Origin of the sequence: Exiguobacterium sp. J17977 (genome assembly GCF_018616375.1) — a bacterium.
Taxonomy (GTDB): domain Bacteria; phylum Bacillota; class Bacilli; order Exiguobacteriales; family Exiguobacteriaceae; genus Exiguobacterium; species Exiguobacterium mexicanum.
In genome coordinates, this window is record NZ_JAEQBB010000001.1 from 632,246 (window position 1) to 648,956 (window position 16,711).

The window sequence follows — 16,711 nt, forward strand, 5'->3', positions numbered from 1 at the left end:
CGCACGAAACAATCACAAAAGGAGGATTTATCATGTTTAAGCAGATCTTTGGTGTTCTTCAAAAAGTCGGTAAAGCACTTATGCTTCCTGTTGCGATTTTGCCGGCAGCCGGTCTTCTTCTTGCATTCGGTAACGCGATGCAAAACCCGGCCCTTACATCACGCGCTGGTTGGTTAACGAACGAAGGCGTTGTGAAATTCGCTCAGCTCATGGAGCAAGCGGGTGGCATCATCTTCTCGAACTTGGCACTCTTGTTCGCAGTCGGTGTCGCGATCGGTTTAGCAGGGGACGGCGTTGCCGGACTCGCAGCCATCGTCGGATTCCTCATCATGAACAAAGTTATGGGTGTTTGGCTCGAACTCACACCTGAAATCATCGCACAAGGTGACCCAGCTTACGCATCAGTACTCGGTATTCCTACGCTCCAAACTGGGGTATTCGGGGGGATTATCGTCGGTCTGATTGCCGCGTGGGCCTATAACAAGTACTTCAACATTGAATTGCCGCAATTCCTTGGTTTCTTCGCTGGTAAGCGTTTCGTCCCAATCGTCACGGCTGTTGCCGCGGTCGTCGCTGGTTTCGTCATGCTTCTCATCTGGCCACCAGTTCAGCACGGATTGAACTCATTCTCAAACTTCATGTTGACTGAAAACCGCACGTTCGCGGCATTCATCTTCGGTTTGATTGAACGTTCATTGATTCCATTCGGTCTTCACCACATCTTCTACTCACCGTTCTGGTTCGAGTTCGGTCAATATACTGATGCAGCGGGCAACATCGTCCGTGGTGACCAAGCGATCTTCTTCGCACAAATTCGTGATGGCGCTGAGCTCACAGCCGGTACGTTCATGACTGGTAAATACCCGTTCATGATGTTCGGTCTTCCAGCTGCAGCACTCGCAATGTACCATGAAGCACGTCCTGAACGTAAAGCAGTCGTCGGTGGTCTCTTGGCTTCGGCAGCACTCACATCGTTCTTGACTGGTATCACTGAGCCAATCGAGTTCTCATTCTTGTTCGTTGCTCCACTCTTGTTCGCCGTACACGCAGTCTTCGCTGGCCTTTCATTCATGGTCATGCACATCTTGAACGTCAAAATCGGGATGACGTTCTCGGGCGGTTTGATCGACTACCTTCTCTTCGGTGTACTTCCTAACCGTACAGACTGGTGGCTCGTCATTCCAGTCGGTCTCGTGTTCGCAGTCGTTTACTACTTCGGATTCCGCTTCGTTATCCGTAAGTTCAACTTGAAAACACCGGGCCGTGAAGATGAAGTCGTTGAGCAATCAACTGCTACAGGTTCGGAACTTGCACAAGATATCCTCGTTGGTTTCGGTGGTTCGCAAAACATCAAACACCTTGACGCATGTATCACACGTCTCCGCGTCGAAGTAAAAGATAAGAGCCAAGTCAACAAAGAAGAGTTGAAACGTCTCGGGGCAGCTGGTGTCCTTGAAGTCGGTAACAACATTCAAGCTATCTTCGGACCACGTTCGGATGCTTTAAAATCAGAAATGCAAGCGGTCATCGCTTCAGGTAACGAAAAGAAAGCTAACTAATTTATGTAAGAAGCCAATCCTTTAGGGGTTGGCTTTTTTTGTATGGGTAAACGGTTTCAGCCTACTAGTAGATGGGGAAAAGTAAGTATTCTGACAAAAGGAGGGAACCATGATGTGGAAGAAAGTGTTTGGTGTTTTGCAGCGAATCGGGAAGGCACTCATGCTTCCGGTTGCGATTCTACCGGCAGCCGGTCTATTACTCGCATTTGGTACGGCGTTCCAAAACCCTGATCTCGTTTCGCTCTTACCTTTCTTGGCAAACGATTCACTCGTCCTCGTCTGGCAAGTCATGACCGATGCCGGGGATATCGTGTTTGCCAATCTAGGTCTGCTGTTCGCCGTCGGTGTCGCCATCGGGCTAGCCAACGGGGACGGTGTTGCCGGGTTAGCAGCTATCGTTGGTTATTTGATTATGAACAAGGTTATCAGCACATGGAACGGTATTACCGCGGAAATTGCACAGGGTGACCCGGCCTATGCCACGGTACTCGGGATTCCGACGCTCCAGATGGGGGTATTCGGGGGTATCATTGCCGGTTTGATTGCCGCCTTCGCGTACAACAAGTACTTCAACATCAAGTTGCCGGATTTCTTAGGGTTCTTTGCGGGAAAACGGTTCGTGCCGATCGCGACCGCCGCGTTCAGTTTGGTGATCGGGATTGCGCTCGCCTACATTTGGCCGCCAATCGGTACGGCCATCAATACGTTCTCGAGCACGATCATTGAAGCGAACGTCGCCGTCTCCGCTTTCGTCTTCGGTTTGGTCGAACGTTCATTAATCCCGTTCGGTCTGCATCACATCTGGTACTCTCCGTTTTGGTTCCAGTTCGGGGAATATACGAACCAAGCGGGGGATCTCGTCCAAGGGGACCAACGGATCTTCTTCGCCCAGCTTCGTGATGGGGTCGAATTTACAGCTGGTACGTATATGACCGGTAAATTCCCGTTCATGATGTTCGGGTTGCCTGCCGCTTGTCTCGCCATGTTCCATACCGTCCCGAAAGAGCGTCGCAAAGACGTCGAAGGACTTTACTTCTCAGCAGCCCTCACTTCATTCTTGACGGGAATCACCGAGCCGGTCGAATTCTCGTTCGTCTTCGTCGCACCTCTACTCTTTGGGATCCACGCCGTCTTCGCTGGACTTTCCTTTATGACCATGCACTTGCTCAACGTTAAAATCGGGATGACGTTCTCAGGCGGACTCATCGACTATCTCTTGTTCGGGGTATTACCGAACCGGACGGCCTGGTGGCTCGTCATTCCAGTCGGTCTCGTCTTTGCGGTCATCTATTACTTCGGATTCCGCTTCGCGATCACGAAGTTCGACTTGAAAATCCCGGGACGTGAAACCGTCGCCGAAGGCAAAGGCGCCCGCGCCGTCGTCGGGGATGATTTACCGTATGAAGTGCTCGTCGGTCTCGGTGGACCGGAGAACATCAAACACCTCGATGCTTGTATCACGCGTCTGCGCGTCACCGTGAACGATGTCAAACAAGTTGATAAGGACTTGCTGAAAGATTTGGGAGCGGCCGGAGTGCTCGAGGTCGGAGATAACATTCAAGCCATCTTCGGTCCGAAATCGGATACGCTCAAATCACAAATCGCGGCCATCATCGAAGGTGGCGAATATAAACCGAAAGAAAAAGCCGTCATCACACCGGAAGCGGCCGAACATGCCGATCATCGATTCCTTGCCCCGATGTCGGGTGTCATCTTATCGCTTGACGATGTGCCGGACCAAGTCTTCTCGGGCCGGATGATGGGTGAAGGATTTGCCATCGAGCCGAGCTCGGGACAAGTCGTGTCGCCAGTCACTGGTCAAATCACCACGTTCTTCCCGACGAAACATGCAATCGGCCTACTCGCAGACGACGGACGGGAGATTCTCATTCACGTCGGCCTCGATACGGTCAACTTGAAAGGGGAGGGCTTCGTCGCCAAAGTGAAAGAAGGCGACCGGGTCGAAGCAGGGGACGTCTTGCTCGACGTCGACCTCAACTTGATTCGTGATAAAGTCCCATCACTCATCACGCCGATCATCTGGACGAACGGAGACGGCAAAATCGTCGTCGTCCCATTCGGAGAGACGGTCGTCGCCGGGGAAGCGCTCGACTTCAGAACGGATGACAAAGGAGCCGAGTAAACAAAAAAGAAGCTCTCGCAACTGCGAGGGCTTCCTTTTTTTGTTACTTCTTGATATCGAATTTTTCACTGAGGAAGTTCACGACTTCTTCAGCTGTATCCATGTTGAGGACGTCGTTGACGATTGCTTCTGTTTCCGACTTCGTCAAACGCTTCACGAGGCTACGTGCGCGAAGGACGCTTGAAGCCGACATCGAGAATTCATCAAGACCGAGTCCGAGTAGGATAGGAATCGCAAGCTCTTCTCCAGCCATCTCTCCACACATACCGACCCATTTACCGGCTTTGTGTGCTTCTGTGATGACGTTGTGGAGCAAGTTCAAGATGGCCGGGTTGAACGGTTGGTACAAGTACGAGACTTTCTCGTTCATGCGGTCCGCTGCCATCGTGTATTGAATCAAGTCGTTCGTGCCGACAGAGAAGAAGTCGACTTCTTTTGCGAATTGCTTCGCCATGACGGCAGTCGATGGAATCTCGACCATCATCCCAGTTTCGTAGTTACCGACAGCAATTCCTTCTGTCTTCAACTTCGCTTCTTCTTCAAGCAAGATGGCTTTCGCAGCACGGAACTCTTCGAGCGTCGCGATCATTGGGAACATGATGGCGAGGTCACCGTGCGCCGAGGCACGGAGAAGGGCGCGAAGCTGTGTGCGGAACAAGTCCGTCTCTTCGAGGCAAAGGCGAATCGCACGATAGCCGAGGAACGGGTTCATCTCTTTTGGAAGGTCGAGGTAAGACAATTCTTTATCTCCACCGATATCGAGCGTACGGATAACGACTTGTTTGCCGTCCATACCTTCGATGACTGCTTTATAAGCTGTATACTGCTCTTCTTCCGTCGGGAACGTTTCCGAGTCCATATAGAGGAACTCAGTCCGATAAAGACCGATGGCGTCAGCGCCGTTTTTCAATACGCCTTCGAGGTCGTTCGGTGTACCGATGTTCGCTGCAAGTTTGACCTTGTGGCCGTCGGCTGTGATCGACTCTTCGTTGACGAGTTGTTTCAACTCTTCTTTATACGCTTCGAACGCAGTGCGTTTTTCGTTATATTCGTTGACGAGTTCTTCAGATGGATTGACGAACACGTCACCCTCTGTCCCATCGATGACGACGAGATCGCCGTTTTTGATTTCTTCGAGTGCTACTTTTGTCCCGACGACGGCAGGGATCTCGAGTGAACGAGACATGATTGCCGAGTGTGACGTGCGTCCACCGATGTTTGTCGCGAATCCTTTGACGTATTTACGGTTGAGTTGAGCTGTGTCAGACGGTGTCAAATCTTCAGCGATGATGATGACTTCTTCTGAGATTGAGGCTGGCGTCATGAACGTGACACCGAGAATGTGCGCCATGACACGTTTCGTGACGTCACGAACGTCCGCTGCACGCTCACGCATGTACTCGTTATCCATCGATTCAAAGATCATGACCATCATTTGAGCGACTTCATCGAGCGCCTTCGCAGCGTTCATGTGTTCGCTTTCAATTTTGTCGTTCACTTGTGAGACAATCTCTGGGTCCTCGACGATGAGCAAGTGGGCCGAGAAAATCTCCGCCTTGTCTTCACCGAGCTCACGAAGTGTGATCTGGCGGATTTCTTCGAGTTCTGTTTTCGACTGAGCGATGGCCGCTTGGAAACGGGCCTTCTCAGCTGCTACGTCCTCGATTTTGTTTGTCGGGATGTCGAATGAAGGTGTCTCCATGACGAATGCTTTCGCAACTGCGATTCCTGCAGATGCGCCAATACCTTTAATGTGTGACATAAGCGTAGTCCCTCTCTTCAAAGAAATAGTGGTTTCCAATGTTATCTCGTTAGTTCTTACCCGAAATGAAAAAGGAACTAACGAAAACCTGGAAGATTAAAGTAGCAACGGTCTACTACTAGGGGAAGCCTCGACCGAACAAAATGGCCTCGCCTCAACAGTGAGGGATGCCTGATTGCGTACTTTCCTATCCTATCATAAAATAAATCCTCGTCACAACGAGGAGATAGCGCCAGAATTCGAAGAATTCATGACTCTTGCGCATACTGTTTCATTATTTCGCCGAAGTTCGTTATGCTAACCATATATAAAGAAGGGAAGTGGCAAACATGTATCAAGTGAAGGATTTAGATTGGAACGGTTCATACGACACCATCGTCGTCGGAATCGGTGCGGCCGACACGATTGATGAAGGCCTCGATACGTTGTTTAACGGGCGCGTCAAGTCGCTCATCCAAGCGGCGGACATCTCGACGAAAACAGGAGAAGTGTCCATCGTCCCGACGTTCGAAGGAACGGTCAAACGCATCCTATTCGTCGGTCTCGGACAACGCAATGAGAATACGCCTGAGAACGTACGCAATTGGTTTGGGAAAGTCGCAAAACAAATCAAAGCACGTGCCTTCACGGACGTCGCGGTCGCGCTCGACACGTTCGGACCGAATACGGCGAAACTGTTTGCCGAAGCTTATGAGATGGCGACGTATGAGCACCCTACATACAAATCGGAACCGAAGCCGGCGAAGTCAGACGTGACGATCACGTTGTTCGGCGCTGGTGCAGAGGAAGAGGCCTTGACAGGTGCCGCTTACGGACGCGGCGTCAATGTCGCCCGGACGCTCACGATGATGCCGGCCAATATTTTGACGTCGGAAACGCTTGCGGATTATGCGGTCGAATTGGCCGAACGGCATGGATTCAGCCATCGAATCTTGGAGAAGGAAGAGATGGAGGCGCTCGGAATGGGTGCACTGCTCGCCGTCAACCAAGGGTCGACCATCCCGCCGAAATTGATCGTCCTCGAATACCGTGGTGCAGGCGATGCGGCGCCCGTCGCCGTCGTCGGAAAAGGGATCACGTTTGACACCGGTGGTTACTCCATCAAGCCGAAAGACGGCATCGTCGGCATGAAAGGCGATATGGGAGGAGCTGCGACCGTACTCGGCCTATTCGAGACGCTCGCGACGACGAAACCGAACGTGAACGTCATCGGGGTCATCCCATCGACGGACAACATGATCTCAGGGGACGCGTTCAAACCGGACGATGTCATCACAGCGATGAGCGGAAAGACGATTGAAGTGCTCAACACCGACGCGGAAGGACGTCTCGTCCTCGCTGATGCGGTCACGTTCGCCAAGACGTATGAGCCGCAAGCCATCATCGATGTGGCGACGCTCACGGGCGGTGTGCTCGTCGCACTCGGTACAGAAGTGACCGGTTGCCTGACAAACGACGCGTCGCTTTACGGTGCGCTCGAAGCCGCGAGCCGTGAGACGAACGAACTCGTCTGGCAGATGCCGTACTTTGACGTCTTCATTAAACAAGTCCGGAAATCGGAAGTCGCAGATTTGAACAATTCGCCGGGCCGTTACGGGCATATGATCTTTGGCGGCGCGTTCGTCGGTGAGTTCGTCGGTGACACGCCGTGGCTCCACCTCGATATCGCCGGGACGAGTGAACGTTCGGCAGCAAGCGATCTCGGGCCAAAAGGACCTACGGGCGTCATGGTGCGCACGCTCGCGTTGATGCTTGAAGGATGGAAACGTTGAAGGTAGGATTGTTATTGATTGGCGTAGCCGTCGTCTCCGGTCTCGGATACACGGCTTGGCCGAGTCAATGGTTGTTAGGAGTGACCGTTTTATGCGCGGTGCTCGGAATATTGTTTTTGATGCAGGAGGGACGACGTGGTCGGAGTAGGGATTGATGGCGCGCGCGGGAGCTGGGTACGAATCACGTACGATAGCATCTCGCTCTGTTTGACCATCTCAGAAAAATTGGAAGACTTATTGATTGAAGGGGCCGTTCATTTTGTCGACATGCCGAAAGACTTGGCGACGATCGATGCGCCGGACCGATTGTGCGACGCCTGGATGCGGTCGCAACTGAAGCAGCGGAAGTCATCGATTTTCACGCCACCGATTCAAGACGTGCTCATGGAGTCGTCTTATGCCGAGGCGAACGCGAAGAGCCGGGAACTGGTCGGAAAAGGAATCAGTAAACAGGCGTGGAACCTGGTGCCGCGAATCCGTGAGTTTCAAACGATTACGGATGCGGACGTCTACGAGTCGCATCCCGAAGTGTGCTTCGCCGTCATGACGGGGAACGAGGCGGCCTTCAGCAAGAAGACCGAGGCAGGAGAGCTCGAACGGATTGAGTTGTTGCGCCGCTATTCGAACAGCTCGCCATGGAAATGGAAGATGTCGAACGTGCAAGTCGATGATATCATCGACGCCTGTATTTTGGCCGTTGCCGCCTATGAGGCGGGCACGACCGGAATGGTGACGCATCCGGATCAAACTGAAGGGGCGCCGTTCGTGGCGGTACCAAAGACAAAAGAGCGATGACACGTCATCGCTCTTTTGGTGTCGTCGGCCCGGTGACGAACTTCCACATATAATGAAATACTTGGGCGTTATAGAGCGCTTTGAGCAGGACGGCCAACACCGGACCTAAAATGAAGCCAAGCACACCGAACAGCTGGAGCCCGACAAAAATCGAAATGAGGGCGGCGAGCGGGTCGAGCCCGATGTGAGAGCCGACGATTTTCGGTTCGGCCAGGTTGCGTTGCACGATGACGATGATATAGAGGACGACGAGGCCGATTGCGAGGAACCATTCGCCCGTGACGGCGGCATAGGCGGCCCACGGCAATAATAGCGTCCCGACACCGAGGTATGGCAACAAGTCAAAGATGGCGGCGAGCAGGGCGAACGAGAACGGGTTGTCGACACGGAGAATGAACATGCCGATTAAGACGATTCCGAACGTGATCGAGATGAGCGTCAATTGCGCGCGGACGTAACCGAAAAGCGCTGAGCGCAAATTCGTCATAACGAGTTCGAACTCCTTGAAGCCTTTACGTTCATTCAAGCGAGCGATGGACTTCATATAGTTCGGCCAGTCTTTCGTGATGAAGAACCAGGCGAGCACGATGACGATGAACAAGAGCAAAACGAGCGGCAACGCACTCAAGATGTCTTGCAACAAGCCGGCGACACCTCGGGACAAGACGCCGATTGCGGCACCGAGTTGGACACCGATTTCGGTGATGCCACCTTCGAGCGAGTTCGCTTGTCCGGGGTTCAGCCGTTGGATGCTGTCGTACGCATCGTTGACCAACGGGGCGAGTTTTTCATTGAACAGGCGTTGTATGTATTCGGTGAACGTTTCAATCTGAGCAGGCAGTTTTTCGGCGGCGATCGTCAAGTAGCGAATGAGTTGCGTCACGACGATGGCGATGATTCCGCTGACGGCGCTCATGACAATCAACAAGGACACGAGGGTGCCGAGGGCGCGTGGTAACTTGGTCTCACGCTCGAACCAATTGACGAGCGGGACCGTCAACAAGGATAACAAGAGAGCGAACACGAATGGATACGTGTACGTGAAGAGGACACTCAATCCCCAGATGACGAAGACGAGACCGATGATGACGAGCAGGAGACGAAGTAATTGCCATAGTCTGGCTGGCGACACGTTGCATAGCCCCTTTCCGAACAATTGGATTGAGCATAGTATACCACGCGAGCGGTAAATATAGAGGATGGATAGGTGATTAAATATGAAGGAATTACAACGACGAATCGATCAAATGATTATTCATTTAGGTGGCTATTGGCGGCCGCTATCGGGGTTGGCCCGACTGCTAGAAGAAGTCGGTGAAGTCGGCGGGGCGTTGTATGCGAACGACGAGCCGGCGCTGCGGGAAGAACTGATGGACGTATTCGTCATTTCGACGTGTCTGGCGAACCAGTACGCCATCACGCTTCAGCGTCAAGAGGCAGGAAGTGATGAGGAGGCGCAGGACAAGACGTACTATCGGCTCGTCCGTGAAGCCGGGGAAGTCGGGCGAATTTTAAACGCCTATGAAGGGGACAAAAAACTGAAGGCGTCCGCGACGCCAGGGTCGTTACAGCGTCATATTGAGGCCGTCCAACAAGCGGTCCTCGATCTCGCGTCTCAACACGAGTTTGATTTGTATGCAGCGATCGTCGCGCTCATCGAAGACAAGTCGTCCCGTGACTTCGGGCGCTTCGACCATACCCCGGACCCGATCACCGAAGAATCGGTCCGCATTTATTCGGCATATGTCGAAGGACGGTACTGGGGTGGGGTGGAGGCTAAACCTTTCGAGGAAGCGAGCCGATATAGAGAGCGAGAAGGGCATTTGACGCGATTTTTAAAAATTGCCGAAGTGGAAGGGCTTGACGGGTTCGTCGTCCGTCAGCCAGACCCTCCGCTCCAAACAAACGGCTCGTTGACTGCAGCTTTCCAGCTCCCGGAATCTTTCGTGGTCGAGACCGAGCGGCATGGTGCCGATACGTTCTGGATTGTTCGAAAACAAGGGTAAAAAACATTCCCCTTTTTTGTAAAAAGTATTCATCATTTTTTCAAATATTTACTTTTTTAATAAAAGCAATGTGCTACTATGAAGGTGTTGTCAGTTGCGAAGTGCGTAGAAGAAAGGAATATTTTGGATGAATATGAAGCTTTTTAAACTTGCCCTCATCATGATCGTCTTGTTGTTTTCAATCCAAATACCGTCAGCTGAAGCGGCTACTTTGGATGGAGAAACAACTGTCAATCTAAATGTGCGGGCTACACCGAGCACGAACGGAAAATTGATTCAAACGCTAAAAAAGGGAACGAAAGTAAAATATGGAACTTATAACAAAGAGTGGAGCAAGATATATTTAAACAGTCGTACGTATTACGCTTCGGCCCAGTATATCAAGCGAATCACCGCACCAGCTACGACGGTGACGAAGCAAGCGGCCACCTCGACAGGCGTGACCACGGTCAACTTGAACATCCGTGTGTCCGCCCACAGCCAAGCGACCGTGTATCGGACGCTCAAGAAAGGCACGACCGTCCAATATGCGGTCCACAACTCGTCTTGGGCGAAAGTATACGTCGACGGTAAAACGTATTATGCGGCCAAGGCGTATATCGCGCCGAAAGTCGTCACCTCGACACCGGCCGTGACGAAAGAGGATGGCTACGCCAACCGGGAGTTGAAGCTGTTCGGGGAACGGAATCAAAAGTCGACCGTACTGAAGGTGTTACCGGTCAACTCGAAAGTTGTCTCGAGCAAGTACAACACGAGCTGGTCGATCGTCTATCTTGGTAGTGAGACGTTCTTCACGCCGACCGCCTGGATCACAGCGGGTGCCCCGGCCGCTCCTCCGGTGACGACACAACCGCCAGTGGTGAAAACGGATGGTTACGCCAACCGTGAGCTGAAGTTGTTCGGTCAGCGCAATCAACGTTCGACGGTGTTGAAAGTATTGCCGATCAAGTCGAAGGTCGTCTCGAGCAAGTACAACACGAGCTGGTCGGTCGTCTATCTCGGGAACGAGACGTACTACACGCCGACCGTCGGAATCACGACGGGTGCGCCTCCGGTGGCAAAACCGCCGGCAGCGAAGCCACCGGTCGTTCAAAAAGTACAGGGCTATGCGAATCGGAATGCGAACCTCTACAAGAAGACGCTTCAGTCGTCACCGGTCGCTCGCGTATTGCCGCAGTATACGACGGTGACATATAGCAAACACAATACGAGCTGGTCGGTCGTCTATATCGGGACGGAGACGTTCTATACACCAACGTCTTGGTTGACGGCTGGGAAGGCACCGGCCGCACCTGCGGCCAAGCCGCAAGGGAAAGTGTACACGAATACCCCGGGTGACGTCTTGAACGTCCGGGCGAGCGCCTCGGCGAGCTCGACAGTTCTCGGTCGACTCGCACACGGCACCCAAGTCGACCATTACGGTTCGACGAACGGCTTCTATAAAATCAAGTACAATGGCCGCGACGGCTATATCTCGACGGCTTACGCGATGACGCTCAAACCGAACGCGGCAAGCAATGCCGTCATCGTCCTCGATGCGGGACATGGTGGGCGTGACCCGGGTGCGGTCAGTGGATCGCTCTACGAGAAGACGGTCGTCCTCGACGTTTCGAAACGGGTCGAGACGTATCTTCGCTCGAAATATGGATATGAGGTCCGATTGACGCGCTCGACGGACGTCTATTTGACGCTCGATCAACGCGTTCAGACTGCCAAGACGCTTCGCGGCAACTTGTTCGTCAGCCTGCATACGAACGCGGCGACGACTCCTGCGGCCAAAGGCGTCGAAACATTCTATTCGTCTTATTCGGCCCATAGCGCCAAGAGTCGTGTCCTCGCAACGAATATCCAGTCTAACTTGATGGGGAAAATGTCCGGGATGACGAACCGTGGCGTCAAGACGGCCAACTATTATGTCATCAGTTATAATACGATGCCATCGGCCCTCGTCGAACTCGGCTTCATTTCATCTCCGCAAGACGTCACACATTTACGGAGTGACGCTTCACGCCAACGGATGGCGGAAGGCGTCGCAGAAGGCATTGCCCAATACGTACGCGCTTATCATTAAGCTTCATCCATTATAAAACTGCCCCGACTCATAACGAGTCGGGGCAGTTTGTGCTTACAAGTCGTCGAAGCCGTTGGCGTCGGTGACTTTGGCGTATGAGCGTGATTTCTGTTCGAAGAAGTCAGATTTCGTAGCATTCAATGAGTCGTCTGAATAGGCGCGAATCCAAGGCATGACATCTTCATTGAACCCTTCATACAGATCGTTCAAACCGATGACACGGAGGCGCTTGTTGGCGAGGTATTTGACGTAGTCGCGCATCTCGCTGACGTCGAGCCCATCGAGGTCGCGCAACACGTACTCACACCACTCGATTTCAAGGTCGACGGCTTCCGCCATCGTGTCATAGACGAACTGGCTGAAGCTGCCGTCCGCGTCGATCTCCGGATTTTCCGTTAAGACGGCCCGAAGCAACTGGCTGACGAAATACGAGTGTTGCATCTCGTCACGTTGGATGTAACTGATCATCGTCGACGTGCCGACCATCTTCTGATGGCGCGCCAAGTTGTAGAAGTAGGCGAAACCAGAATAGAAGTTGATCCCTTCGAGGATGATTGAGGCGACGAGCGATTTGGCGAACGTCTCGGCCGTTTGGTCGGCGCGGAAGTCCTCATATAAGTCCAAGATGAATTGGTTGCGTTTCATGACCATCTCGTCGTCCTTGGCGATATCGAAAATGCGATTTTGCTCGCTGAGCGGGACGAGGCTCGAGAGGACGTAGCTATACGATTGGTTATGCACGACTTCCTGCTGGGCGATGACGGCGAGCACGGCGTGCACCGACGAGTCCGATGAGAACATCGACGACTCGAGGATGTAACGCGTCTGCACCGAGTCAAGGATTGACAACAGGCCGATGATGCGTTTGAAGGCGTCTTGCTCGCGCTCCGTCAACTGCGGCCATTGTTGCATGTCTTTGGACATCGAGATCTCATCCGGAATCCAGAAGTTCGAGAGCAGTTGCTTATAGATGGTATAAAACTGTGGATAGGCGATGTCGTTCCAATTCACGATGGAACTCGTCTCGCCCCCGATAATGGCTGTCGCCCGGTTAGGATGTTTGGGCGACAGTAGTTTGATCTTTTGAATGGTCATGGACATATACTCCTTCTTCGGCGTTTCTAGCCAACCGTTCGGCCCAATGACGGACGTTGTACGGTTGATTGCGCGGTGATTGCTCGATTTTCAACGTTTCACCGGCGAGGGGAATCCCGTATTTTGAAAGGTGGTACGCCATCTCATCGACCGCTCGGCAGAAGTGGACGAACATCTTGTCCCCGGTCCCGAACACGGCGGCTTGGCGAAGCGGCACGTTGAGCTCTTTCAAGACGAGTCGGAACGTGTCTTTCATCTCGTCCGGCAGGACGCCGTCGGCCCACGTGTACGACCCGAAATAGACGAGGTCGTACGTGGTGAGCGAGCGGGCCTCGCGATGGCCGATGCGGTCCGCTTCGAGCAAGACGACGCGGTCGCCCCGATTAACGTGGGTTTCTTGAATCAGCTCGGCGACCTCTTCTGTATTCCCACTCATGGAACTGTAGACGATGGCGATATGCATGGTCGTTCCCACCTTTCTGTTACGTGACGTTATGAAGCACACGATTCACATTCGTCGACTTCAACGGTCGTCGAACGTGTGTAGTAGATTGATTTCATTCCGAGCGACCACGCCTCGAGGTGCATCGAGAGGAGCTCGGTCGCTTTGACGTCGTTTTTGACGTACAGGTTGAAGCTGATCGCTTGGTCGATATGACGCTGGCGCGCCGCGTTTTGACGGATGCTCCAGAGCTGATCGACTTCGAACGCTGATTTATAGAACCAGTTCGTCTCCGGGTTGAGGTCAGGCACCGTCACCGGAATCTTATAGTTCTTCTTCTCTTCCGAATACACTTTTTTGTAGACCGGGTCGATTGACGCGGTGCTGCCGGCGATGATGGCCGTCGACGAGTTTGGTGCGACCGCCATCATGTAGGCGTTGCGGACACCGTTTTGGTGGACCGCTGCGGCGAGACCGTCCCAATCGAGTTCATCGTGTGAACGGTAGTTGCGGCGCTTGAAGTACTCACCTGTGTGCCATTCCGATCCTTCAAAGACGCCGAACGCGCCTTTTTCTTTGGCGAGTTCCATCGAGGCTTGAATCGTCAAGTAGGCGATTTTCTCGTACAGCTTCTCGGCATATTGAACGGCATCGACCGATTCCCAACGGATGCCTTCAAGGGCAAGCAAGTGGTGCCAGCCGAACGTGCCGAGTCCGACGGCGCGGTATTTCTGGTTCGTGATCATCGCTTGCGGCACTTCGATCGTATTCAAGTCGATGACGTTGTCGAGCATCCGCATTTGAATCGGGATGAGTCGCTCAAGGACGTCCGATTTGACGGCTCGGGCGAGGGCGATCGAGCTCAAGTTACAGACGACAAAGTCGCCAGGCGTCTTCGTGATGACGATTTTCCCGTCTTCCGTGTACTCTTCGTCGATTGTCGTCGGCGACATGTTTTGCGCGATCTCTGAGCAGAGGTTCGAGCTGTAAATCATGCCGGCATGCTTGTTCGGGTTGGCACGGTTCACGGCGTCGCGGAAGAACATGTAAGGTGTTCCTGTCTCGAGCTGTGAGCGCATATACCGTTTGACGAGGTCGATGGCAGGCACAGTGACGCGAGTCAGTTCAGGTGTATTGACGCACGCCATGTATTTCTCCGTGAACGAGCCGCCATTTTCCGTCTCGTCATAGAAGTCTTCAAGGCTGAAGCCCATGACCGTCCGGATTTCGTGCGGGTCGAACAAGTGCCAGTCACCGCGGGCTTCAACCGTACGCATGAACAAGTCTGGCAAACAGACGCCCGTGAACAAGTCGTGGGTCCGGAGCCGCTCGTCCCCGTTATTCAATTTCGCATCGAGGAACTCGAAGATGTCCTTATGCCAAATGTCGAGGTAGACGGCAATCGACCCTTGGCGCATGCCGAGCTGGTCAACCGAGACGGCCGTGTTGTTCAACTGTTTCATCCAAGGGAGCGCACCGCTTGAGACGCCTTTGAACCCTTTGATGTCACTGCCGCGTGAGCGGATCTTGCCGAGATAGACGCCGATGCCGCCGCCGCCTTTCGAGAGCGTGGCCACGTCCGTGTTCGAATCGTAAATGCCGCGAAGCGAGTCATCGACTGTGTCAATGAAGCATGAGCTGAGCTGCCCGTACGATTTCCCGGCGTTCGAGAGCGTCGGTGTGGCAACCGTCATATAGAGGTTCGAGAGTGCCCAGTACGCTTCCTCGACGAGCTTGACGCGCTGGTCGGCGTTCTCCTTTTGCATGAGCGTCATGGCGATGACCATGAACCGCTCTTGCGGCAACTCATATAGGTTCTTGACATGGTCGCGGCCGAGGTAACGGTCCGACAACGTCCGGAGACCGATGTAGGTGAACATGCGGTCGCGTGACGGGTCGATTAACGTCTCCAAGTAGGCGATGTCTTCTTTCGAATACGTATCGAGTAAAGCCGAGGTGAAGATGCCTTTTGTCGTCAGCGTCTCAATCATCGGATAGAGCGCGCCGTAACGCATCGAGGCGTCATAGCCACGGTTGCGTGCTGCTTCTAGATAGAGGCGGTTTAAGTACATCTCAGTGGCGACGAACGTCCAGTCCGGCTCTTCTGCCTGCAACATGTCGAGGGCGTGCATCGTCAAGAGTTCATATACTACATCTTGTGTCAGTGTCTTTCCTTCGAGCGCCCGAACGGCCCGTTCTTCGTATCGTTCAACACTGAGCTGTGGGTAGCGTTGTTTCAAAGATTGGATCAATGTCGAGACGTCAGCGAGCGTCGGCGTAGCAGCCAACAGCGTCTCGTGGTGGATAGGGGATGTCAAAACGATCACTCCTTCTTCAGATGTAGATATTATAAAGGTATAGCGGAACTTGTCCGATACGACGTCAATGTGAGCGGAACGTGATAAATATCCGTTAACTATATATTGACGTTTTCTTGTCTTTTTAATCATAAATCACCTATATTTAGTTTTGCAATCTTGACATTCGGCAAACTGCAGACCCTTGAATTACTTTTACTCAAAAACGGCGCTATCATCCGATTTGAGATGAGATTTGAGATAGAAAAAAGTTTGAGCGACTGTTAAACGACAGCACATTCGTTTTTATGTAAGCGGTCAATCCGGAGACGGACGACTTCAACTAGCGGTCGCCTTCGTGATTTTTCGGGGAATTCCTGCTTTTTCTCGCCAATGATTCATTACTATATATAGTGGTCACTTATTTTTGAAAACGAGGGAAATTCGAACGCTCACTAGCATCGAAATGAAAAGTGAGGTAGATTGAGGGAGTACGACATGAAATCAAGGTAAAAAGAAGGGTTTAACAAATGAGAGCAGAAGACTTATTATTAGCATGGGACCCACTCGATTACGGGCTTGGGTCGTATGGACCAGAGTTTGATGATATCGCCTTGGCGCTCATCCACATCGACACGATCGATGAGTTGAATGAGACGATTCGACGGATTTTGACAGACGCGTTCGGCGACTGTCCGACCGAATCGGAAACACGGGCCATGGCGGCAAATTTACTCGCGTCTTCAGAATCTTGTCACTTATAAGGGGG

At 52.7% G+C, this 16,711-nt stretch carries 10 protein-coding genes and 2 pseudogenes; 7 read left to right on the forward strand and 5 right to left on the reverse strand.

Annotation, left to right across the window (positions count from 1 at the left end; genetic code table 11):
- Positions 1-32 precede the first annotated feature (32 nt).
- Positions 33-1,532: pseudogene (gene ptsG, locus KNO58_RS03160) on the forward strand (glucose-specific PTS transporter subunit IIBC); the annotation flags it as partial.
- A gap of 139 nt (positions 1,533-1,671) precedes the next feature.
- Positions 1,672-3,609: pseudogene (gene ptsG, locus KNO58_RS03165) on the forward strand (glucose-specific PTS transporter subunit IIBC); the annotation flags it as partial.
- A gap of 136 nt (positions 3,610-3,745) precedes the next feature.
- Here ptsG (KNO58_RS03165) and ptsP read toward each other — a convergent pair.
- Positions 3,746-5,464, reverse strand: a complete 1,719-nt coding sequence (gene ptsP / locus KNO58_RS03170) for a phosphoenolpyruvate--protein phosphotransferase (protein WP_214751820.1) — start codon at positions 5,462-5,464, stop codon at positions 3,746-3,748.
- 329 nt (positions 5,465-5,793) lie between these two features.
- Between ptsP and KNO58_RS03175 the strand changes: the two genes are divergently transcribed.
- Together KNO58_RS03175 and KNO58_RS03180 are read left to right on the forward strand one after the other, a co-directional pair.
- A complete protein-coding gene (locus KNO58_RS03175) occupies positions 5,794-7,236 on the forward strand; it encodes a leucyl aminopeptidase (RefSeq protein WP_214751821.1) in 1,443 nt (480 codons plus the stop codon).
- 135 nt (positions 7,237-7,371) lie between these two features.
- Positions 7,372-8,031 carry a DUF429 domain-containing protein gene (locus KNO58_RS03180; RefSeq protein ID WP_214751822.1) on the forward strand — a complete coding sequence of 220 codons (660 nt, stop codon included), beginning with the start codon at positions 7,372-7,374 and terminating at the stop codon, positions 8,029-8,031.
- 4 nt (positions 8,032-8,035) lie between these two features.
- On the opposite strand, the gene ytvI is transcribed toward KNO58_RS03180, so the two are convergent.
- The gene (ytvI, locus tag KNO58_RS03185) at positions 8,036-9,163 is read right to left on the reverse strand and encodes a sporulation integral membrane protein YtvI (RefSeq protein ID WP_214751823.1); all 1,128 of its coding nucleotides are present in this window, start codon (positions 9,161-9,163) and stop codon (positions 8,036-8,038) included.
- Positions 9,164-9,248: 85 nt separating this feature from the next.
- On the opposite strand from ytvI, the gene KNO58_RS03190 reads away from it, so the two are divergent.
- Both KNO58_RS03190 and KNO58_RS03195 read left to right on the forward strand, forming a co-directional pair.
- Positions 9,249-10,037 carry a MazG nucleotide pyrophosphohydrolase domain-containing protein gene (locus KNO58_RS03190; protein ID WP_214751824.1) on the forward strand — a complete coding sequence of 263 codons (789 nt, stop codon included), beginning with the start codon at positions 9,249-9,251 and terminating at the stop codon, positions 10,035-10,037.
- A gap of 127 nt (positions 10,038-10,164) precedes the next feature.
- Positions 10,165-12,108 (forward strand): N-acetylmuramoyl-L-alanine amidase family protein, encoded by a 1,944-nt coding sequence (locus tag KNO58_RS03195; protein ID WP_214751825.1) that lies wholly within the window; start codon positions 10,165-10,167, stop codon positions 12,106-12,108.
- Between the two features lie 54 nt (positions 12,109-12,162).
- Here KNO58_RS03195 and KNO58_RS03200 read toward each other — a convergent pair whose 3' ends face one another.
- Genes KNO58_RS03200 through KNO58_RS03210 form a run of 3 tightly spaced genes read right to left on the reverse strand, consistent with a single transcriptional unit; the run spans position 12,163 to position 15,963 of the window.
- Positions 12,163-13,203, reverse strand: a complete 1,041-nt coding sequence (locus KNO58_RS03200) for a ribonucleotide-diphosphate reductase subunit beta (RefSeq protein WP_131471322.1) — start codon at positions 13,201-13,203, stop codon at positions 12,163-12,165.
- A complete protein-coding gene (locus KNO58_RS03205; RefSeq protein WP_214751826.1) occupies positions 13,160-13,666 on the reverse strand; it encodes a flavodoxin domain-containing protein in 507 nt (168 codons plus the stop codon). Before KNO58_RS03205 ends, KNO58_RS03200 begins: the two co-directional genes overlap by 44 nt.
- 29 nt (positions 13,667-13,695) lie before the next feature.
- The gene (locus KNO58_RS03210; protein ID WP_214751827.1) at positions 13,696-15,963 is read right to left on the reverse strand and encodes a ribonucleoside-diphosphate reductase subunit alpha; all 2,268 of its coding nucleotides are present in this window, start codon (positions 15,961-15,963) and stop codon (positions 13,696-13,698) included.
- A gap of 509 nt (positions 15,964-16,472) precedes the next feature.
- On the opposite strand from KNO58_RS03210, the gene KNO58_RS03215 reads away from it, so the two are divergent.
- Complete coding sequence (locus KNO58_RS03215; protein ID WP_128122119.1) at positions 16,473-16,706, forward strand: DUF1871 family protein; 234 nt, start codon at positions 16,473-16,475, stop codon at positions 16,704-16,706.
- The last annotated feature ends 5 nt before the right edge of the window (positions 16,707-16,711 follow it).

Coding starts and splice junctions, on each gene's coding strand:
- ptsP (WP_214751820.1), bottom strand. CDS start 5,464: ATGTCACACATTAAAGGTATTGGCGCATCTGCAGGAATCGCAGTTGCG.
- KNO58_RS03175 (WP_214751821.1), top strand. CDS start 5,794: ATGTATCAAGTGAAGGATTTAGATTGGAACGGTTCATACGACACCATC.
- KNO58_RS03190 (WP_214751824.1), top strand. CDS start 9,249: ATGAAGGAATTACAACGACGAATCGATCAAATGATTATTCATTTAGGT.
- KNO58_RS03195 (WP_214751825.1), top strand. CDS start 10,165: ATGAATATGAAGCTTTTTAAACTTGCCCTCATCATGATCGTCTTGTTG.
- KNO58_RS03200 (WP_131471322.1), bottom strand. CDS start 13,203: ATGACCATTCAAAAGATCAAACTACTGTCGCCCAAACATCCTAACCGG.
- KNO58_RS03205 (WP_214751826.1), bottom strand. CDS start 13,666: ATGCATATCGCCATCGTCTACAGTTCCATGAGTGGGAATACAGAAGAG.
- KNO58_RS03215 (WP_128122119.1), top strand. CDS start 16,473: ATGAGAGCAGAAGACTTATTATTAGCATGGGACCCACTCGATTACGGG.